Source organism: Winogradskyella sp. (assembly GCF_025210595.1).
Taxonomy (GTDB): domain Bacteria; phylum Bacteroidota; class Bacteroidia; order Flavobacteriales; family Flavobacteriaceae; genus Winogradskyella.
The window spans coordinates 12,152-31,259 of record NZ_JAOARH010000084.1; the positions used below are offsets into that span (position 1 = coordinate 12,152).

20 protein-coding genes and 1 other RNA gene are annotated in these 19,108 nt (G+C 31.8%); 8 read left to right on the top strand and 13 right to left on the bottom strand.

Annotated elements, in window-relative coordinates; translation table 11 throughout:
• Nucleotides 1-35 precede the first annotated feature (35 nt).
• Nucleotides 36-1,328, bottom strand: coding sequence for a fumarylacetoacetase (fahA, locus tag N4A42_RS09015; RefSeq protein ID WP_294073063.1), 1,293 nt, complete (start codon nucleotides 1,326-1,328; stop codon nucleotides 36-38).
• A 112-nt stretch (nucleotides 1,329-1,440) separates the two neighbouring features.
• Here fahA and glyA point away from each other — a divergent pair, with 112 nt between their 5' ends.
• Nucleotides 1,441-2,715, top strand: a complete 1,275-nt coding sequence (glyA, locus tag N4A42_RS09020; protein ID WP_294073066.1) for a serine hydroxymethyltransferase — start codon at nucleotides 1,441-1,443, stop codon at nucleotides 2,713-2,715.
• Nucleotides 2,716-2,786: 71 nt separating this feature from the next.
• On the opposite strand, the gene N4A42_RS09025 is transcribed toward glyA, so the two are convergent.
• The 5 genes from N4A42_RS09025 to N4A42_RS09045 form a co-directional block, all read right to left on the bottom strand.
• Complete coding sequence (locus N4A42_RS09025) at nucleotides 2,787-3,242, bottom strand: hypothetical protein (protein ID WP_294073069.1); 456 nt, start codon at nucleotides 3,240-3,242, stop codon at nucleotides 2,787-2,789.
• An 80-nt stretch (nucleotides 3,243-3,322) separates the two neighbouring features.
• A complete protein-coding gene (locus N4A42_RS09030; protein ID WP_294073072.1) occupies nucleotides 3,323-4,888 on the bottom strand; it encodes a right-handed parallel beta-helix repeat-containing protein in 1,566 nt (521 codons plus the stop codon).
• A 150-nt stretch (nucleotides 4,889-5,038) separates the two neighbouring features.
• Nucleotides 5,039-5,806 (bottom strand): hypothetical protein, encoded by a 768-nt coding sequence (locus tag N4A42_RS09035; protein ID WP_294073076.1) that lies wholly within the window; start codon nucleotides 5,804-5,806, stop codon nucleotides 5,039-5,041.
• 81 nt (nucleotides 5,807-5,887) lie between these two features.
• Nucleotides 5,888-6,277: a thioesterase family protein gene (locus N4A42_RS09040; RefSeq protein ID WP_294073079.1), complete on the bottom strand. Its 390-nt coding sequence runs from the start codon at nucleotides 6,275-6,277 to the stop codon at nucleotides 5,888-5,890.
• Between the two features lie 7 nt (nucleotides 6,278-6,284).
• A complete protein-coding gene (locus tag N4A42_RS09045; protein ID WP_294073082.1) occupies nucleotides 6,285-7,313 on the bottom strand; it encodes a glutaminyl-peptide cyclotransferase in 1,029 nt (342 codons plus the stop codon).
• 89 nt (nucleotides 7,314-7,402) lie between these two features.
• Between N4A42_RS09045 and ffs the strand changes: the two genes are divergently transcribed.
• From ffs to fsa, 5 genes are all read left to right on the top strand, one after another.
• Nucleotides 7,403-7,501, top strand: an RNA gene (gene ffs, locus N4A42_RS09050) — signal recognition particle sRNA small type.
• A 131-nt stretch (nucleotides 7,502-7,632) separates the two neighbouring features.
• Nucleotides 7,633-8,436 (top strand): SDR family oxidoreductase, encoded by an 804-nt coding sequence (locus N4A42_RS09055; RefSeq protein WP_294073085.1) that lies wholly within the window; start codon nucleotides 7,633-7,635, stop codon nucleotides 8,434-8,436.
• Entirely contained in the window at nucleotides 8,436-8,795 is a 360-nt protein-coding gene (locus N4A42_RS09060; protein ID WP_294073088.1) for a hypothetical protein, read from the top strand. The genes N4A42_RS09055 and N4A42_RS09060 overlap by 1 nt, the downstream gene beginning before the upstream one ends.
• Nucleotides 8,796-8,839: 44 nt before the next feature.
• Nucleotides 8,840-9,235 carry a hypothetical protein gene (locus tag N4A42_RS09065; protein WP_294073091.1) on the top strand — a complete coding sequence of 132 codons (396 nt, stop codon included), beginning with the start codon at nucleotides 8,840-8,842 and terminating at the stop codon, nucleotides 9,233-9,235.
• Nucleotides 9,236-9,389: 154 nt separating this feature from the next.
• Nucleotides 9,390-10,043 (top strand): fructose-6-phosphate aldolase, encoded by a 654-nt coding sequence (fsa, locus tag N4A42_RS09070; protein ID WP_294073094.1) that lies wholly within the window; start codon nucleotides 9,390-9,392, stop codon nucleotides 10,041-10,043.
• A 29-nt stretch (nucleotides 10,044-10,072) separates the two neighbouring features.
• Here fsa and N4A42_RS09075 read toward each other — a convergent pair whose 3' ends face one another.
• Entirely contained in the window at nucleotides 10,073-11,503 is a 1,431-nt protein-coding gene (locus N4A42_RS09075; protein WP_294073097.1) for a hypothetical protein, read from the bottom strand.
• Nucleotides 11,504-11,704: 201 nt separating this feature from the next.
• Here N4A42_RS09075 and N4A42_RS09080 point away from each other — a divergent pair, with 201 nt between their 5' ends.
• Entirely contained in the window at nucleotides 11,705-13,330 is a 1,626-nt protein-coding gene (locus N4A42_RS09080) for an ABC-F family ATP-binding cassette domain-containing protein (RefSeq protein WP_294073100.1), read from the top strand.
• Nucleotides 13,331-13,441: 111 nt separating this feature from the next.
• On the opposite strand, the gene N4A42_RS09085 is transcribed toward N4A42_RS09080, so the two are convergent.
• The 5 genes from N4A42_RS09085 to nhaC form a co-directional block, all read right to left on the bottom strand.
• Nucleotides 13,442-13,684 carry a DUF2007 domain-containing protein gene (locus N4A42_RS09085; protein WP_294073103.1) on the bottom strand — a complete coding sequence of 81 codons (243 nt, stop codon included), beginning with the start codon at nucleotides 13,682-13,684 and terminating at the stop codon, nucleotides 13,442-13,444.
• Between the two features lie 164 nt (nucleotides 13,685-13,848).
• The gene (locus N4A42_RS09090; protein ID WP_294073106.1) at nucleotides 13,849-14,106 is read right to left on the bottom strand and encodes a hypothetical protein; all 258 of its coding nucleotides are present in this window, start codon (nucleotides 14,104-14,106) and stop codon (nucleotides 13,849-13,851) included.
• A gap of 3 nt (nucleotides 14,107-14,109) precedes the next feature.
• Entirely contained in the window at nucleotides 14,110-14,418 is a 309-nt protein-coding gene (locus N4A42_RS09095) for a co-chaperone YbbN (protein ID WP_294073109.1), read from the bottom strand.
• Between the two features lie 10 nt (nucleotides 14,419-14,428).
• Nucleotides 14,429-15,067: a peroxiredoxin gene (locus tag N4A42_RS09100; protein ID WP_294073112.1), complete on the bottom strand. Its 639-nt coding sequence runs from the start codon at nucleotides 15,065-15,067 to the stop codon at nucleotides 14,429-14,431.
• Nucleotides 15,068-15,209: 142 nt separating this feature from the next.
• The gene (nhaC, locus tag N4A42_RS09105; RefSeq protein WP_294073115.1) at nucleotides 15,210-16,694 is read right to left on the bottom strand and encodes a Na+/H+ antiporter NhaC; all 1,485 of its coding nucleotides are present in this window, start codon (nucleotides 16,692-16,694) and stop codon (nucleotides 15,210-15,212) included.
• An 84-nt stretch (nucleotides 16,695-16,778) separates the two neighbouring features.
• Between nhaC and N4A42_RS09110 the strand changes: the two genes are divergently transcribed.
• On the top strand, nucleotides 16,779-17,801 hold the full coding sequence (locus N4A42_RS09110; RefSeq protein ID WP_294073118.1) for a metal-dependent hydrolase: 1,023 nt from the start codon (nucleotides 16,779-16,781) through the stop codon (nucleotides 17,799-17,801).
• Nucleotides 17,802-17,925: 124 nt separating this feature from the next.
• Here the strand turns inward: N4A42_RS09110 and N4A42_RS09115 are convergent.
• Nucleotides 17,926-19,108 (bottom strand): aminotransferase class I/II-fold pyridoxal phosphate-dependent enzyme (locus N4A42_RS09115; RefSeq protein ID WP_294073120.1); only part of this gene is annotated, 1,183 nt, incomplete at its 5' end.

Genomic DNA, 19,108 nt, shown 5'->3' on the forward strand with positions numbered 1-19,108 from the left:
ACCAGCGCTTTTTTAGTTTTATATGAAATAGAAATTTATTTTTTCTTCTTTGGGTTAAATACAGGAAGTAATTGTGTTTTTACTTGCCCAAACCCAATACGTACATCATCATTTTCGCAATAGCCACGCATTACAACAGTATCGTAATCATTAATGAATTTACGTTCTGTGCCATCTTTCATTTTAACAGGTTTAGTGCCTTTCCAGGTTAATTCTAACATAGAGCCATAAGAATCTTCTGTAGGACCAGAAATTGTTCCACTTCCCATCATATCTCCAGCATTTACAGGACAACCATTAACCGTATGATGAGCTAATTGCTGAGCCATGTTCCAATACATATATTTAAAGTTAGATTTACAAACCGTAGTTTCTTTACCATCTTTAGGAATAATACTCGCTTCTAAGTTAATATCGAAACTGTGTTTACCTTTAGTTTTTAAATAGTCTAAAGGTTTAGGATTTTGTTTTGGGCTTTCTACTCTAAAAGGCTCTAATGCATCTAGAGTTACAATCCAAGGAGATATAGACGAAGCAAAATTCTTACCTAAGAAAGGTCCTAAAGGAACATATTCCCATTTTTGGATATCTCTTGCAGACCAGTCGTTAAATACTACTAAACCAAAGATATACTCTTCTGCTTCTTCTACAGGAATTGATTCTCCTAAGTCATTAGCGTCTGTGGTAATAAATGCCATTTCTAATTCAAAATCTACCAATTTACTAGGTCCAAATACTGGTTTTTCAGCGCCTTCAGGTAAGGTTTGTCCTTGTGGTCTATGAACAGGTATATGTGTGGTGATAATAGAAGAACTACGACCATGGTAACCAACAGGTAAGTGTAGCCAGTTTTGCATTAACGCATTGTCTTTACCACGAAACATTGTACCAACATTGGTAGCATGTTCTTTACTGGCATAAAAATCTGTATAGTCTCCTACACGAACTGGCATTTGCATTTCAATTTCATCTAATCGAAAACAGATGATTTCTTTATGCTTAGTATTGTTTTTTAGAGTTTCGTTATTAGAGTCAAAAATTTCAGCAACACGATTTCTAACAGCACGCCAAGTTTTACGTCCATCAGCAATAAAATCATTTAAAGAGTCTTGAAGAAAAATATCATCTGTTAACGGTATGCCATCAAAGTAACCCAATTGATGTAATGCTCCTAGATCTATGGCAGTATCACCAATTCGAGTTCCGATGGTGATAATATCTTCTCTAGTTAAAAAAACACCAAATGGAATATTCTGTATCGGAAAATCAGAATATTTATTAACGTATAACCATGAGGTTCTATTTGGATTATTGGCTGATAATGGCATAATATGCGTGTTGATTAAATGTTCATTAAATTATAGTCAAACCTACATAATTTTTGATATTAAAACTAATGTTTTAGTATTTTTGATGTTCATTTAACTATAGAAATAATTTATGCAACGCGACGAACAAATTTTTGAACTCATTGATGCCGAAAGAGAACGTCAAATAGACGGAATAGAATTAATCGCATCAGAGAATTTTGTAAGCAATCAAGTAATGGAAGCTGCAGGTTCTGTACTAACTAACAAATACGCTGAAGGTTATCCAGGTAAACGATATTATGGTGGTTGCGAAGTTGTAGATGAAGTAGAACAAATAGCAATAGACAGAGCTAAAACTTTATTTGGTGCCGCTTATGCTAATGTGCAGCCACATTCTGGTAGTCAGGCCAATACAGCAGTTTTTGCAGCATGCTTAAAGCCTGGTGATACTATTCTTGGTTTTGATTTGTCTCATGGAGGACATTTAACGCATGGTTCGCCTGTTAATTTCTCTGGAAAATTATATAAACCAACTTTTTATGGAGTAAAAAAAGATACAGGTTATATAGATTATGATATGCTATCTGATGTAGCTGAAAAAGAGCAACCAAAATTAATTATAGCTGGTGCGTCTGCGTATTCGCGCGATATGGATTTTGCTAAGTTTAGAGAAGTAGCAGATAATGTTGGTGCGATATTGTTAGCAGATATTTCGCATCCTGCAGGATTAATAGCAAAAGGAATTTTAAATGACCCAATGCCGCATTGCCACGTGGTAACAACAACGACTCATAAAACCTTAAGAGGACCAAGAGGAGGAATGATTATGATGGGCGAAAATATAGATAATCCGTTTGGTATTACTCTAAAGAGTGGAAAGCTTCGTAAAATGTCTGGCTTGTTAGATTCTGGTGTTTTTCCAGGAAATCAAGGTGGACCTTTAGAGCATATTATAGCTGCTAAAGCAATTGCTTTTGGTGAGGCTTTATCAGATGAGTTTATGCATTATATGTTACAAGTAAAGCATAATGCTGATGCTATGGCTAAGGCTTTTGTTGCTAAAGATTATAATTTAATTTCTGGTGGTACTGACAACCATATGATGTTAATTGATCTTAGAAATAAAAATATTACAGGTAAAGATGCAGAAAATGCTTTAGTAAAAGCAGATATTACTGTGAATAAAAATATGGTGCCGTTTGATACGGAATCTCCTTTTGTAACGTCTGGTATTAGAGTAGGAACACCTGCAATAACTACAAGAAGTTTAAAAGAAGATGATATGCCTTATGTGGTAGATTTAATAGATGAGGTTATTAACAATCACGATAATGAAACGGTTTTAGAAGGTGTTGCAGAGAAAGTAAATGCATTAATGGAAGGGAAGCCTTTGTTTAATGTTTAATAAATGTTTTGAGATATTGAAGTAATTCTTCAATAAGATCAATGTGGACAATATTAAAAATCCTTTCAAATTTAATTTGAAAGGATTTTTTTGTTTTTTGAAAGCGAATCTAAAATATTTAGATTACGATCTAGTCTTTCTTTCCAATGTTTTAAGCTTTTAGGATTTTTAGCTTTTAGTTTACTTGGATAAAGTTTAATTGATGGATTACATGAACCTAAAACCTGAATATTATTTTCTTTATTGGTAAAAAAGATCCAGCTTTTATTTTTAGAAAGAATAGGTGTACTACATCCACCGAGTTTTGATGCTATTTTATTATCTGGTTTTCCTTTGTAAACTTTTAAGATTTCAAGTTTGGCAGTTTTATTAAAACCTTTTTTAAAAGAAGATGACGTTTCAATTATTCTAGCTTTAAATACAGTTTCAAAAGTATTAAAATCGGATGCTATATTGTAACTACAGGTGCAATTTTCAGGAGTATTAATTAAAATTATGAAAAGTGATAAGTACAATAATTTCATCATTGATGTTTTGTGGTGTTTATCAAATTTCTTGCCAGTTAATCACTATTCATATTAGTTTGAAAGGCTTTTTAATTATTTTATTAATCTTCAAATATTGAAAAATTGTAAGCACCTATATCTGGCATTACATTTCTAGGATTTCCTAATATATCATTTCCTACAGGGTTTAATGGAATAGCATTTTCTTTTGCTCCAGAATCATCACCTATACGCATTAAATTTTCAAAAGGATCTTCAAAATCTGGATCTAAATTAAATTTATTGTCTACATAATATGTGTTGTCATCAAAGTTGTAGTTACCTGTACCACTAAGGTTATCGTTATTAAAACGGATGAGACAATTGGTAAATTTATAGTTAAATGCTGATCCTTCATCTTCTAATAAAAGTTCTGGATTGTCATTACCATAAATAATGCAATTTGTAAAGTCTGCATCTAACTCATTTGTAATTGGAGTGCCATTTTCATCTAAAACAAAATCATTGAGAAGTAGGGAAGGAAATTGCCTAAAGCTACTATTCCAATAATTAGCTATAGTACAATGTGTGAAATTGTATTTTCCACCTAAGGTACCTGCAAAAGACGATTGCCCAGAATTGTTTATAACTACATTTTCTGCAGTTATAGATGTTGCTCTTCCTAATATACCAAAGTTACTTGAGTTATAAATTTGAGAATTTGTAATAGTAAGCTTATCGTTTGAAGCATTTTGATTGCCTTCAGATAAAACACCTATTGTGGCATTCTTTATGGTCGCATAATTAATAGTGTTGTTTTCACTTCCATTAAATAGCCAAATTGTTCCCCATTGACCAGGTACATCTTCAAAAAGTGGTTCTAAACGATCTCCTTCTAAGATGACTTCATTTTCTAAAACTTCAGGATCTGTACTTAAACTTCCATTGATATTTAGTGAGCCTCCTTCGGTAACAATAATTCCAGAATCAGCATGAAAATGTACACGTGCACCAGCTTCCATTGTTAAGGTTTGCCCAGTGCCAACACCTGCGTAACCATAGACAACATAAGGTTTTTCATTAGTGAAAGTAAGCTCTTCGCTTTCTAAATAGCGCCCTTGAAGTGAGGTTTCGTCTGGTGTGCCATCTCCATCAACATCAAAGATTAAGGTTTCAATAATACCAGTATCTTCATCTCTATTAGGATAAATAAATACGGCATCTTTTACCAAGGTTACTAAATCTACATCTTGTTGATTGCTGCCTGAGTCAAACAAAATCTTGTCTGTATATAAAAATTGTGTATCTGAATTAGAAAGCGTTTCTATATCTATAGTAGTTTCAATAAAAATGAATAAACTATCATTGGCAAGTAATTCAACATCTTCAAAGAATTTTCCTTCTTGATCTCCTTCTAAACCTGTAGTACCATCTACATTCATTCTATAAAATGAGTTTACACCATTTTCTAATTGAATGGTAGGAATTACAATATCATCATCACTTCTGTTGTACACTTTTAAGTTATAGGTACTAGAGCCAATGTTTGTAAAAACAGTATCTAAATACACCGTGTCTTTTGCAAATTTTAAATTACCAGTACTTGGTGAAAATTCAAAATCTTTACGGCAAGAGCTCCAAAATAGTAAAACAGTTAAACAAATAAGGAATGATAGCAATCGCTTCATAGGTCTAAATTTAATTTGGCTTAAAAATATAACTTTTGAAGTTAGAAATTATTATGAAATGTTATTAAAATTAAGTTGTTATTCCTGTGAATGCAGCAATATCTTAGCTGCTAAGAGATAGAATTCGTATCAAGTACGGAATGATAATCATTAGTCTTTCACCGTAGCGTCTTCTCCATACTCTTCTAAAAGAATTAAAAATAGTTGACTATTAACAACGAGTTCTTCTAAAAGCATCATCTTTTTTTCATCTAATAGTAATTCTGAACTGATGCCTTTTGCAGAACAAAAATCATAGAATAGTTTGGTTTTGTCTTCTGGGATTTTAAGATTTTCGGTAACCAATCGTTTATTGAAAAATGAGCTATTAGTAAATAAAGAATCCATCTGCGTGTAAGATATGGGTTGGTATTTGGGAGCTTTATACTTATTTTTATTTTTAAAAAGTTTTGCTACCAAATCTATTATAGCTAATAGATTTGCTCCACCAGAATAAGCTTCTTTTGGTGCATATAAATGAGGATTTTTTTTAATATCTTCTTTGATTAAATTATGGAGCTCTTCGTTGTAGGTTTCTTCTTTAAAGACAGGCTGTTCTGGTTCTGATTTTATTTCTACTTCATCGAGTTCACTCACAATTTTTTCAATTTCAAATACATTAACATCATCAAAATGTGTTTGTTTTAAGACGACTTCTAAAGGGTGATAAAAAATAGATTTAAACAAAATAGTATCGGTTACTTTAGCTGCAATACTAAAATTACCTTCTTTATCGGTTACTGTAAGTCTATTTTGGGTTTTGTTAAATACTTTAATGTCTTTAACAACAGCATTAGAGTCGTACACTTTACCTTTTAGGGTTTGCCCAAAAAAGTTATTAAGGTAAAAGAAGCATATAATAAATAAGAAATAACGCATGGTGTTTGATTGGTGGCCTAAAGAAAAAGGATTAAAACGAAACACCTTCGTGTATTAGAAAAACTTTAACCTAAAGAAATGTTAATCAAAAAGTTGTGCTACTTCTACTGGAATTCTGGTAGGTTTTTTAGTATTAGTGCTCATAAAACACCACTTGGTTTCAGACTTTACAATGAGTTTACCATTAGTGTTGTTGGTAATCTCTACATGACGAATAGAGGAAATGCCTTCAGATTTTGATACATAGGTTTTTAGTTTTAAGCAATCACCTAAAACAGCTTCGTTTTTGTATTCTATATGATGATTGACTAATACCCAAAAGTAGTTGTCTAATATTTCTTTTGTTGCATTTTGAAGCCAATGTGTTTCTGCCATGTCTTGCACCCATTGTACATAGCGCACATTATTAACATGGTTAAGTTGGTCTAAATCGTCTTGCGATACAACTATGATTTTTTTGAATGTTTGCAATTTCTGTTTATCGCTTCTTTATTTTTACTTCAAAGAGCTTATCCCAGTTTTTACCAGTTACAAAGATGGTTTTGCGTTGTGGATGGTAAGCAATACCATTAAGTACATCTAATTCTTTGTGTTGGGTAACAAGTTTTTTAAGCGGTTTAAAATCTATAACTCCTTCAACACCTCCGTTTTTTGGATTAATAATAACAACTCCATTACGTTGATAGATGTTAGCAAAAATTTTACCATCTATCCATTCTAATTCGTTAAGACTTGGTATTTTACCTTTTTCTGTATAAACTTCTATGTGGTTTGTTTCTGTAAGATTTTCAGGATTTAAAAACCATATTTTTTCAGTACCATCAGATTTGTATAACGTTTTTCCGTCATTACAAATTCCCCAACCTTCTTTACTTTTTCCGTAACTAAAGGTGGTTTGTTTTTCAAATGTATTAACATCGTAAACAAAACCTTTTTCTGCTCGCCAGGTGAGTTGATATAACTTATCGTTTAAGACCGTTAAACCTTCTCCAAAGTATTTGTTGTCTAAATTAATGTTCTTTATAACGTCTCCTGTTTCAAAATTCACTTTTCTAAGTTTAGATTCTTTGTACTGCCCTGTGCTTTCATACAATTCACCATTATAAAATTCTAAACCTTGTGTGTAAGAGGTAATATCGTGCGGATACGTGTTTACAATTTCAAAAGAGTAATATTCAGGAATTACATTGTTATAAACGGTTAAGGTTTTGGTTAATGTTTCTGTTTTATCATCATATTTTACAGTTGCGGTTAATGATTTTTCACCTAAGGTAATATGGTCTAAAACAGTATTTTTATTTATAGGTTTACCATCTAGCTGATAACTAATATCAGTGATATTTAATTTTTTTGGATTACTTATCGTAAGGTTTAAAGTATCACCTAAAAGAATTGATTTTGTATTAAGATTTATGGCTAGTCCTGTTTGTTTAGAAGCGTTTGTGTCACCACAATTAGTTAAAAAAACACTTAAATATAAGATAATGAAGTATTTGTGTAGTCGCATAAAGGTTTTGAAAATTTTAAGCAAGGTATTAAATAAAATTCAGTTTAAAAATCATTGCGAAAGTATTAAAAGGTTGTATCTTTGCAGCCGGGCAAGTCCTACACAACCAGCTCCTGCTTAATCCTCCAGGACGGGAACGTAGCAAAGGTACGCGGTCGTAGCGGTGTGATGTAGGTAGCTTGCCTTTTTTTGTACAACAAAATCAAATCTTGAAAAACCTTCGGTTAATCAAGATTTTTTAGTTTATATCTGTCCTAAGATAAAGATTAGGGTTGTATTATTTTTTTGAATTTGTATTTTTAGCTTCAAACAAAAGTTTATGTCTAAAGTTGTTTTAATAACAGGAGGATCTTCAGGAATAGGAAAGTCAGTAGGTGAGTTTTTACAAGAAAAAGGATTTATAGTTTATGGAACTAGTAGAAACCCTAAGAATTATCCAAATAGTAAATTTCCTATAGTAGCTTTAGATGTTACTGTTTCAGAAACAATTACTGCATGTGTTAATGAGGTTTTAGAGCGTGAGTCTAAAATAGATATACTTATTAATAATGCAGGTGCAGGAATTACTGGTCCTGTTGAAGAAATTCCTGATGCTGAGATAAAGCGCAATTTTGAAACTAATTTCTTTGGGCCAATTAGTGTAATTAAAGCTGTTTTGCCTACAATGCGATCTCAAGATTATGGTTTAATTATAAATGTAACCTCAATAGCAGGTTATATGGGATTGCCGTTTAGAGGTGTTTATAGTGCTAGTAAAGGTGCTTTAGAAATAATTACGGAAGCTTTTAGAATGGAGCTAAAAGATTTTAATATTGAAATGACCAATGTAGCACCTGGTGATTTTGCAACTAATATTGCTGCTGGTCGTTATCATGCACCAGTTTTAGAGACTTCTCCTTATAAGGAAAAGTATGGACATTCATTAGAAACGATGGATGAACACGTAGATGAAGGCAATGATCCTAAAGACATGGCAGAAGCCATTTACAAAATTATAAATACTACATCACCTAAGATTCATTACAAGGTTGGTGCTTTTATGCAAAAATTCTCTATAGTTTTAAAGCGCGTATTACCAGATAAGGTTTATGAAAAGCTATTAATGAATCATTATAAATTGTGATGAAACGTATTTTATATTTTATACCGTTTATTGTTACATCTTGTTTTTTAATGCCACCTGGCGCACCTCATTATCATAAATACCAATCTACATCAAATGATGTGGCGGTTCAGGTATTTTGTACACCACGAAGTAAGGTTTACCATTTTTATTTTAATGAATATTCAAAGCCTACATTATGTTCAAAAGTGTTTCTTGAGGATAACTGTTTTGAGATTGAACAAGATAGTTTTTTTGAGCAAAGAAAATTCTTGAAGTCAATACGAATAGGTGATGCTAAGTTTCATAGACTATTTAAAGAGGATACTTTAAAGCTAATAAGTAACAATAAAAGTATTGAGCTATTTCCGGTAGATTGATTTCGGTATGCTATTTGAGGTGTTAATTTTTCAAATTAGCTATTATGAAAAAACATCTACTTCTTTCAGTTTTACTTTTTCTTTTAATTTTTAGTTGCGATGAGCCTTTATGTGTTTTTCCAAAAGAACCAGAGTTAGATAATAAAGAATTCCCTATTGGTTCTACAGAAAGTTATTATTATGTGGATTTAAAAGCAGAAATTAATAACGAACCACGAGACAATGACTACGATTACTATTTTGATGTAGTTGGTTTGCCACAAGGAATGGATTATTTTGTTAATTATAGAACCATAAGTTTAGAAGGCACACCTGAAGAATCCGGAATTTTTGATATTACTGTATATCTTGATGTTGAAGGGCCTTTTAGAGATGATGATGAATCAGATGTGTTATGCGATTATAGTACTTCAAAAACATACACTTTAATTATCGAATAAGAGTCTTATTTCTTTTTTAGGAAGTTGTTAATATATTTTAATATATTATTTAAAACCATCCTCTGGAATAATTGTAAATTCGTGGCGACTAAAAAACACAACTATTCAAATTTAAAAGATGCCCTTTTTTAGGGTAAACAAAAACAAGTTTTCTATGAAATTTTTTATTGACACTGCCAATTTAGACCAGATAAAAGAAGCTCAAGATATGGGTATTTTAGATGGTGTTACTACAAACCCATCTCTAATGGCAAAAGAAGGTATTACAGGTGTAGATAATATTATGAAGCATTATGTTGATATATGTAATATTGTTGAAGGTGATGTTTCTGCTGAAGTTATTTCTACCGATTTTGAAGGTATGGTAAGAGAAGGGGAGGCATTGGCTGAGTTACACGATCAAATAGTAGTTAAATTACCTATGACAAAAGATGGTGTTAAGGCATGTAAATATTTTTCAGATAGAAGTATTAAGACTAATGTTACTTTAGTGTTTTCGCCAGGTCAAGCATTACTTGCTGCAAAAGCTGGTGCAACTTATGTATCTCCATTTATTGGTCGTTTAGATGATATTTCTACAGATGGTTTAAATCTAATTGCAGAAATCCGTCATATTTACGATAATTATGCGTTTGATACTCAAATTTTAGCAGCATCTGTTCGTCATACAATGCATGTTATAGATTGTGCTAAATTAGGTGCAGATGTTATGACTGGACCTCTAAAATCTATTACAGGTTTATTAAATCATCCTTTAACAGATATAGGTTTAGAGAAATTCTTAGCAGATTATAAGAAAGGAAATTAAAAAAATAACTCTTTTACTTTTTAAGCATCTTATTGTTTTGCAATAAGGTGCTTTTTTTGTAGAAGTTTACCGAGTGTTTTTGAGAAATCTGATTTAAAAATATTAACATTTGGGTGCAATATCATTGCATTTTCGTTAACTATTATTGCTTTGTTTAAATAGTTGACTGCAAGTACTTTTCTAGCTTTTTTTGGATGCTTAAATTTATACTCGTTTTCTGTAGGAAAGTCGTAATTATTAATAATGTTTTTCCAAGATTTATCATCATTACTGTTTAAGTTAATAGATACAAAATCTACATAAGGAAATTTTTGTTTTAAGTGCTTTACTTTATAATGACTATTTCTGTATTGCATTTTTGAGTTAGAAGACCAGAAATAGATAATTGTTGGTTTTTTAATAATGGAATATAAGTTGTCTTCAGAATTATCGTAATTTATAATTGCTAAATTAGGAATAGGATTGCCTTGCCTTAATAGTTTTAATGAAGATACAAGTTCTTTCATACTTTCTTTATCTTCTTCATTAGTACTTTTAGCTAAATAGTAGTTTAGCATTTCATCTGCTTCAGCTTCGGTGTGGTTATGACTAACGTAATCTTGTGCATTATACTTTAGCAGATTGTTTTTAATAGTTACATCAGAAATAATACTATCTACAATATCTAGTTTAGCCTTGGTATAGTCCATTGTATGCCTATTAAAAGTATTGTGATGGTTATGCTTTGTATAGTGTGCTTGTGCAGCTAAATTATCTATGTGAGAAAATAAAAAGCGATTATAAGAGTACAAACGACTTAGGTTAGTAGCATTATAGTCTATTGTTTTTCTGTAATCATAAAAACCTTCAGGTAAGTCTTTTATATGAACCAGTTTATTGTTACCAAAATATGCAAAAGGATAGATTTCCTTGTTAGCATAACAGTTATAGTTAATGTTGGTTTCAATTATATATTTAAAAAGTTCAGATTCTTCTTTGTCTTTTAAGAAATTGTGAAATTTTAATAATTCTCTGGTCCGTCTATCTTCAATGAACTTGCTAAACGCTTCAGGTTCCATTTTTGCATGCCGCATTAGCTTACTCTCTTCATTTTCATTAGAGAGATAAGTTTCAATAAGATAGTTGTTTTTTCTAGCTCCTTCACCAGTAAATACTAAGGATTCATCAAAATCGTAAGTGTTTAATCTAAACATTACGCTGTCCTTTGGCTCTAAAAGAATTAATTGGTATTCACCACCATGAGTAAAAGAATGTAAACCAGGCTGTAAGTCTTTTATTTTGTATATGAACCTGTTGTTAGCATCTAGTGTTAAGGAATCTATAACTTTGCCATCTGTGTTATAGATTGTAATATTTTTATTCTTAGGGTTGATAATTTCCCCGCCTACATAAGCATAGTCTGTATCATTGCTAGTGTTTACTTTACAGCCATAAGTCATGGATAGTATTGTAAAAGACAAAAGGAAGTATCTAGCAAGCATGGGGAATTCTACTATAGTTTTAAACAAAAATATATGATGCAAAGTTTAACTGTTGTTAAGACCTAGTTAAATCTTGTTATAAGCTCTATTTATTTCGCACAATCGCTTTATTTTTCTACTTTTGCACACGCAAAAATCGCCTTTGTAAGTTCAAAGGTTAACAGAATAAAAATATAAGCTATGTTATCAGTTTCTAATCTTTCAGTTCAATTTGGTAAACGTATCCTTTTTGATGAGGTAAATACTACATTTAACAATGGTAATTGTTACGGGATTATTGGAGCCAATGGAGCGGGTAAATCTACATTTTTAAAGATTTTAGCAGGAAAAATGGATCCGACTTCTGGTCATGTACATTTAGAGCCAGGAAAGCGTATGTCTGTTTTAGAGCAAAATCACAATAAACATGATGAAGACACAGTTTTAGAAACGGTTTTAAAAGGTAACAAGCCATTATATAAATTGAAATCTGAAATTGATGCATTATATGCTGATTATACAGATGAAAATGCTGAGAAAATTGGAGAACTTCAGGTAGAGTTTGAAGAAATGAATGGTTGGAATGCAGATAGTGATGCAGCAGCAATGTTATCTAATTTAGGTATTAAAGAAGACTTGCATTACACCATGATGGCAGATTTAGATGGTAAACAAAAAGTACGTGTATTATTAGCACAAGCTTTATTTGGAAATCCTGATGTGCTAATTATGGATGAGCCTACCAATGATTTGGATTACGAAACAATTTCTTGGTTAGAAAACTTTTTAGCAAATTACGATAACTGTGTCATTGTAGTTTCTCACGATAGACACTTCTTAGATGCAGTTTGCACACATGTTTCTGATATTGATTTTGGGAAGATTAACCATTTTTCTGGTAACTATACGTTTTGGTACGAGTCTTCTCAATTAGCAGCAAAACAGCGTGCACAGCAAAACAAAAAGGCAGAAGAAAAGAAGAAAGAATTAGAAGAATTTATTCGTCGTTTCTCAGCAAATGTTGCTAAATCTAAGCAAGCAACAAGTAGAAAGAAGATGATAGATAAATTAAATATTTCAGATATTAAGCCAAGTAGCCGTCGTTATCCTGCTATAATTTTTGAACGCGAAAGAGAAGCAGGTGATCAGATTTTAAATATTGAAGGCTTATCGGCTAGTTTAGAAGGTGAAGTTTTATTTAAAGGTGTTGATATTAATTTAGCCAAAGGAGATAAAGTTGTTGTATATTCTAAAGACTCAAGAGCAACAACAGCATTTTATCAAATTATAAACGGAAAAGAACAAGCAGATGCTGGTAAATTTGCTTGGGGAGTAACAACAACACAATCGTATTTGCCATTAGATAATAGCGAGTATTTTGATAATAAATTAAGCTTAGTAGATTGGTTACGTCAATGGGCAACTACAGAAGAAGAGCGCGAAGAAGTTTACATAAGGGGATTTCTTGGTAAAATGATTTTTAGTGGTGAGGAAGCTCTAAAAACTGCAGATGTTTTATCTGGTGGAGAAAAAGTACGTTGCATGCTAAGTAGAATGATGATGATAAGAGCTAATGTTTTAATGTTAGATGAACCTACCAATCACCTAGATCTAGAAAGTATTACAGCATTTAATAACTCATTAAAGAATTTTAAAGGCACAGTAATGTTAACCACACACGATCATGAGTTTGCACAAACTGTTGGTAACAGAATCATAGAATTAACACCAAACGGAGTTATTGATCGTTACATGACTTTTGATGAGTATATGAACGATAAAAAGATAAAAGAGCAACGTGATAAGATGTATGCTTTTGAGGCATAGATTTCTTAATCAATTGGTACATGCACATATAAGCTTTTATAGCAAATGTGTAAATAGACTTGTTTGTCTATTTTTAATACTTATTGTAAACAGAATACTGTTCACTATAAACTAAGAAGAAGCTTCCATTTCAGACTTTACTTGTTCTACAATAGCTAGAGCTTTATCTAGTTCGTCATTATGTACAAATACTTCTTGAAAACCTTGATTCATACTGCCATAACCAGCTAAGCGTTGCGATTCGCCTTCGTCTTTAACAATAGGTACAATACCCATACGCTCCAACTCATTTCTAACACGAGTTACTAAAATAAAATTACCATTATAAACTTTTGTATATTCTGTAGTGCTCATATCTATAGGTGTTAAATTGAAACAATAAGTTACAAAATTTTGATGAGATTTCCTAGTTAAAAAATGAGGCTTATTTATAAATGTAATGAAATTATTCTGATGCAATTATAACTAAAAAAGCCACTTCTAATAGAAGTGGCTTTACTTTACTATTTAAAAATATGTTACTTATCAATAGAACCAAGAACACGAGACATAAAAGTGTTTAATGCTTCTTTTTTTGTAGCACCATCTTTCATCATTTTATGAACTTCAATGGCTCCGTACATGTTAGAAATTAATTCACCAATAACATCTAATTCTTCATCCTTTAACGAAGGTACTTCTGTTAAGTCTTCTAAAGTTTCAATAGTCTCAATGATGTAATCTTCATCATTGTTCTCTATGAATTGCGTTAAATGTTTAATTACAGGTAATTTCATAATTTAAATAACTTCAGAAACAAGTTCTTTTAAAACATCGAACTTATTGGTTTGCACTTGATTTTTAAATTCACCATTTTTAAAGGTTGCAAAAGTTGGTAAATTATCTACAGTTGCTAACTTTCTACTTTCTGGGAATTTTTCAGCATCAGCAATAACAAATACAGTATCTGTATTTTCAGAAGCTAATTTTTTAAATTTAGGCTTCATAATTCTGCAATTGCCGCACCATGTTGCAGCATATTGTACAACTACTTTAGCGTTGTCTGCTACAATGTCTTGTAAATTGTCTTGCTCTAATTCTTGTACCATAATTTTTTTATTAGTGAGAAGCTAAATATTCTGCAGTAGCTTTAGCGTTAGCGCTCATAGCATCTTTACCTTCTTCCCAGTTAGCAGGACAAACTTCTCCCTTTTCTTGTACATGCGTTAAAGCATCTACTAATCTAATGTATTCACCAACGTTTCTACCTAAAGGCATGTTGTTGATGCTTTCGTGTTGCACAGTACCTTCTTCGTCTATAATATATGTAGCTCTGTAGGTTACGTTATCTCCTTCTACTTGTACAGTACCGGTTTCTTCATCATAAGTTTCATTAGTAATATCTAAAATACCTAATATACTAGAAAGGTTTCTGTTGCTGTCTGCAAGAATAGGGTAGGTTACACCTTCTATACCTCCATTGTCTTTTGAAGTGCTTAACCATGCAAAATGAACTTCAGGAGTGTCGCAAGAAGCACCAATAACTATTGTGTTTCTTTTTTCAAATTCTGGTAAAGCTTCTTGAAAAGCATGTAGTTCTGTTGGGCAAACAAAAGTAAAATCTTTTGGGTACCAGAATAAAACCACTTTCTTTTTGTTGTTTACAGCTTCTTCAAGAACGTTAACTTTAAAAGTGTCGCCCATTTCATTCATGGCGTCTACATTTAAACTTGGGAATTTTTTTCCTACTAATGACATGTGTTTTATATTTTAAAAGGTTTAAATTTTCTGTAATACAAAGATAAAACACAAGTCTAGAAATTACTTAAAACAGAAATTGTAATTTTTTATTTAATGATAGATTATTGTTATAGTTGGTTGGTGTTTGTATAAGTTAAGTCTATTTTGAAGTGATTTGTTTTATTTTAATTCTAAAGGCTGCAAAAAGTAATGTGGTAAAAGGACTGAGCCAGTTAAAGATAGCAAAGAAGAAGTAATCTGCAACAGGAACACCTAAAACACCACTTTGGTATGCGCCACAAGTATTCCATGGAATTAAAACTGAGGTTACGGTACCAGAATCTTCTAAAGTTCTACTTAAGTTTTCTGGCGCTAAGCCTTTATCCTCATAAGCTTTTTTAAACATTTTACCAGGTACAACTAAAGCTAAATATTGATCTGAAGCTGTTACGTTTAGTGCTAAACAACTAGCTACAGTACTTGCAAACAAACCAAATGTAGAAGAAGCTAGGCTTAATAATGCTTTACTGATTCTAGCTAATGCACCAATGGCATCCATCACACCACCAAATACCATAGCACATATAATTAGCCAAATTGTTCCTAACATTCCAGACATTCCTCCAGAAGAAAATAAGTCGTTTAATTCTTTGCTAGAGGTTTCAACAGAGGTATCTACAGTCATAGCTTTCATAACACCTTTATAAGCTGAGTTAAAAGTAAGACTATCAGCTTCTGCAATAGATTTTACAATATCTGGTTGTGCAATTATAGCTGCTAATCCTCCAAGAAGGGATCCGATTAGTAGAGCAACCAAAGGAGGTGTTTTTTTTATAATAAGCAGTATGACAACAATAGGAACTACAAATAACCATGGTGAAATATTAAATGCGCTATCTATAGCTTGAAGTTTATCAGAAATATCTGGTGAGCCAGTAGTTTCAAGAGAAAGTCCAATAATTATAAACACAATAAGAGTAAGTACAATTGTTGGTACTGTAGTTAAAGCCATATATTTAATATGCGAAAACAATTCTCCACCAGCCATGGCAGGAGCTAAGTTTGTTGTATCACTAAGTGGAGACATTTTATCTCCAAAATAAGCGCCAGATAGAACAGCACCAGCTGTCATGCCTAATGAAATACCTAAGGTTTCTCCTATGCCAATTAATGCAATACCAACGGTTGCAGAAGTGGTCCAAGAACTACCAGTTGCTATAGAAATAATGGCACATATTACTACACAAGCAGCTAAAAAAATGGTCGGATTAAGAATTTGTAAGCCATAGTAAATCATTGTTGGTATAATACCACTAATAAGCCAAGTTCCAGCTAAAGCACCAACCATAAGCAAAATAAGTAATGCTCCTGAAGTGGATTTTACATTTTCAGCAACTTCTTCTAGCATTCTATCATATTTTACTTTGTTAAAAAAGCCTACAATGGCAGCAACTGCAGCTCCAAGTAAAAGAATAAACTGATTACTACCGCTCAATGCATCATCACCAAAGACGAAAAAAACATTGTAGAAAAGCATAGCAACCAAAGCAAATACAGGTATTAAAGCTTCCCAAATACTTAACTCTTTGTTGTTTATGATTTTTTGATCTTCAATGTTTATTTCAGAGATGTTATCGTCTTGCATATTTAGTTCAGTTTAGTTTTGTAATGTTACGATTTTGTTAAGCGATTTGCAAATGCAAAGAGTTGTGTACTTTTGCTGCTTAATATGGATTCTTTAACTCAAATAGTTTTAGGTGCTGCTTGTGGTGAAGCTGTACTTGGCAAAAAGATAGGCAATAAGGCATTGTTGTTTGGTGCTATTGGTGGTACTATACCAGATTTAGATGTTTTTATTGGAGCTTTGCTTTATAATAATGAAATAGATGCAATGCTCTTTCATAGAGGTTTTATGCATTCTATATTATTTTCAATATTAGGTGCTTTTTTGTTCGGTTGGATTAGCTATAAACTTTACAATACAGGAAAACGCGTTAATACAACTGCACAAACCGATTGGGTAAAGCTTTTCTTTTGGTCCTTGCTTACGCATCCGCTTTTAGATTGTTTTACTCCTTATGGCACACAGCTTTTTGCCCCTTTTTCAAATTATAGAGTAGCTTTTAATAATATAGCTGTTGCAGATCCGTTATATACTGTTCCATTTTTGCTTAGCATTATTGTTTTAATGTTTTACAACCGTAAAAGCAATAAACGTAAGTTTTGGTTAAAATTAGGATTTGGGATTAGTTCTTTGTATATGGTTTTAACCATTGTTAATAAAATATATGTAGATAGTGTATTTAAATCTTCGTTGTCTAAAATTAATATTGATTACATACGGTTTAATTCTCAACCAGTAATACTAAACAATATACTTTGGTATGGTATTGCAGAAACTAAGGATAATTATCATGTAGGATTTTATTCTTTATTTGATAGTTCTAGTCATTTTTCTGATTGGAAAAAAATCTCTAAAAAGAGAGACTTACAGAAAGGAGATTATAAAGGTTTTGCTGACTTAACATGGTTTAGTAATGGTTATTATAATGTATCGAAAAGAGATAGTCTTAATTTTGATTATTATGATTTGCGTTATCCTATTATAAGCGATTCTAATACAAAAACACCAATCTTTTCTTTAAAGCTCTTTAAAGATAGAGAAAGAATAAACATGAAAGCTTTTGAGCCAAATACTGGTGATTTTAGTAAGGCTTTAGCTTTAATTTGGTTACGACTAAAAGGAAAATAAAAGAGGTTGAATAAAAGCTTTGTTTTGTCAATCTGAACTCGTTTCAGATTCTGAAATAAATTCAGAATGACAGTTTTTATGTTTTTTATTCAACCTCTTTTTTTATTGTAGAGATTGTTTTTTCTTAAGCTAATTCTGCTTCAAGAATATTTAATTCAACCATACATGCTTTCATCATTTCATAAGTACGTTCTATATCGTTATCTAATCCAATAGAAAAACGTATAAGTCCATCAGTTAATCCCATTTCAGCTTGCTCTTCTTCAGGGATTTCAGAAGATGTAGAAGTTCCAGGAGCACTAAATAAAGTTTTGTAGAATCCTAAACTTACTGCTAAGTATCCAAGATTACGTTCTTGCATTAACTCCATTAACGCATTGGCTTTATCTAAGGATCCAACGTCAATAGTTAGCATGCCTCCAAAACCATACTCTTCGTTCATCATTGATTTGAAGATTTCATGTGAAGGGTGAGATGCTAATCCAGGATAAACTGTTTTTAAGCCATCGTTTTCAAACTTATTTGCTAAATATGTAGCATTTTTACTGTGTTGCTTCATTCTAATATGAAGTGTTCTCATATTTTTTAAGATGGAAGACGAACGTAAACTATCCATAGAAGCACCAAGTAACATACTTGCACCATCAATAACGCTTTTTAGAGATGTTACAAATTCTGAAGTTCCACAAACAACACCTCCCATAGTGTCAGAAGAACCGTTGATGAATTTTGTTAAACTATGAATTACAACATCAGCACCTAATTTAGCAGGTGAAATTGATAATGGAGAAAATGTGTTGTCTACAACTAGTTTTAAATTGTGTTTTTTAGCTAATGCAGCTAAACCTCTGATGTCAGCTACTTCTAATAACGGATTACTAACTGTTTCACAATATAAAACTTTAGTGTTTTTAGTAATTGCAGCTTCAACCACATCTAATTTTGTAATGTCTACAAAAGTAGTTTCAATATTCATTCTAGGTGTAAAATTCTTTAAAAAGGCATAAGTTCCACCATAAATGGTTCTACTAGAAACAATATGGTCTCCAGCACCACAAAGCTGTAATAATGTTGGTGTAATTGCTCCCATTCCAGAACCCGCTACATTAGCAGTTTCTGTACCTTCCATAGCTGCAAGAGCTTCACCTAAATATAAATTTGAAGGCGAAGTATGGCGAGAATATAGATAACAACCATCTGTGTTACCTTCAAAAGTATCAAACATTGTTTTTGCTGATAAGAAGGTGTAAGTAGATGAATCTGAAATAGATGGATTTACTCCACCAAATTCACCAAAGTATTGTAAA

Excerpts from the sequence above, each read along its gene's own strand:
- fahA (WP_294073063.1), bottom strand. The coding sequence starts at position 1,328 with ATGCCATTATCAGCCAATAATCCAAATAGAACCTCATGGTTATACGTT.
- glyA (WP_294073066.1), top strand. The coding sequence starts at position 1,441 with ATGCAACGCGACGAACAAATTTTTGAACTCATTGATGCCGAAAGAGAA.
- N4A42_RS09025 (WP_294073069.1), bottom strand. The coding sequence starts at position 3,242 with ATGATGAAATTATTGTACTTATCACTTTTCATAATTTTAATTAATACT.
- N4A42_RS09030 (WP_294073072.1), bottom strand. The coding sequence starts at position 4,888 with ATGAAGCGATTGCTATCATTCCTTATTTGTTTAACTGTTTTACTATTT.
- N4A42_RS09035 (WP_294073076.1), bottom strand. The coding sequence starts at position 5,806 with ATGCGTTATTTCTTATTTATTATATGCTTCTTTTACCTTAATAACTTT.
- N4A42_RS09045 (WP_294073082.1), bottom strand. The coding sequence starts at position 7,313 with ATGCGACTACACAAATACTTCATTATCTTATATTTAAGTGTTTTTTTA.
- N4A42_RS09055 (WP_294073085.1), top strand. The coding sequence starts at position 7,633 with ATGTCTAAAGTTGTTTTAATAACAGGAGGATCTTCAGGAATAGGAAAG.
- N4A42_RS09060 (WP_294073088.1), top strand. The coding sequence starts at position 8,436 with ATGAAACGTATTTTATATTTTATACCGTTTATTGTTACATCTTGTTTT.
- N4A42_RS09065 (WP_294073091.1), top strand. The coding sequence starts at position 8,840 with ATGAAAAAACATCTACTTCTTTCAGTTTTACTTTTTCTTTTAATTTTT.
- fsa (WP_294073094.1), top strand. The coding sequence starts at position 9,390 with ATGAAATTTTTTATTGACACTGCCAATTTAGACCAGATAAAAGAAGCT.
- N4A42_RS09080 (WP_294073100.1), top strand. The coding sequence starts at position 11,705 with ATGTTATCAGTTTCTAATCTTTCAGTTCAATTTGGTAAACGTATCCTT.
- N4A42_RS09085 (WP_294073103.1), bottom strand. The coding sequence starts at position 13,684 with ATGAGCACTACAGAATATACAAAAGTTTATAATGGTAATTTTATTTTA.
- N4A42_RS09090 (WP_294073106.1), bottom strand. The coding sequence starts at position 14,106 with ATGAAATTACCTGTAATTAAACATTTAACGCAATTCATAGAGAACAAT.
- N4A42_RS09095 (WP_294073109.1), bottom strand. The coding sequence starts at position 14,418 with ATGGTACAAGAATTAGAGCAAGACAATTTACAAGACATTGTAGCAGAC.
- N4A42_RS09100 (WP_294073112.1), bottom strand. The coding sequence starts at position 15,067 with ATGTCATTAGTAGGAAAAAAATTCCCAAGTTTAAATGTAGACGCCATG.
- nhaC (WP_294073115.1), bottom strand. The coding sequence starts at position 16,694 with ATGCAAGACGATAACATCTCTGAAATAAACATTGAAGATCAAAAAATC.
- N4A42_RS09110 (WP_294073118.1), top strand. The coding sequence starts at position 16,779 with ATGGATTCTTTAACTCAAATAGTTTTAGGTGCTGCTTGTGGTGAAGCT.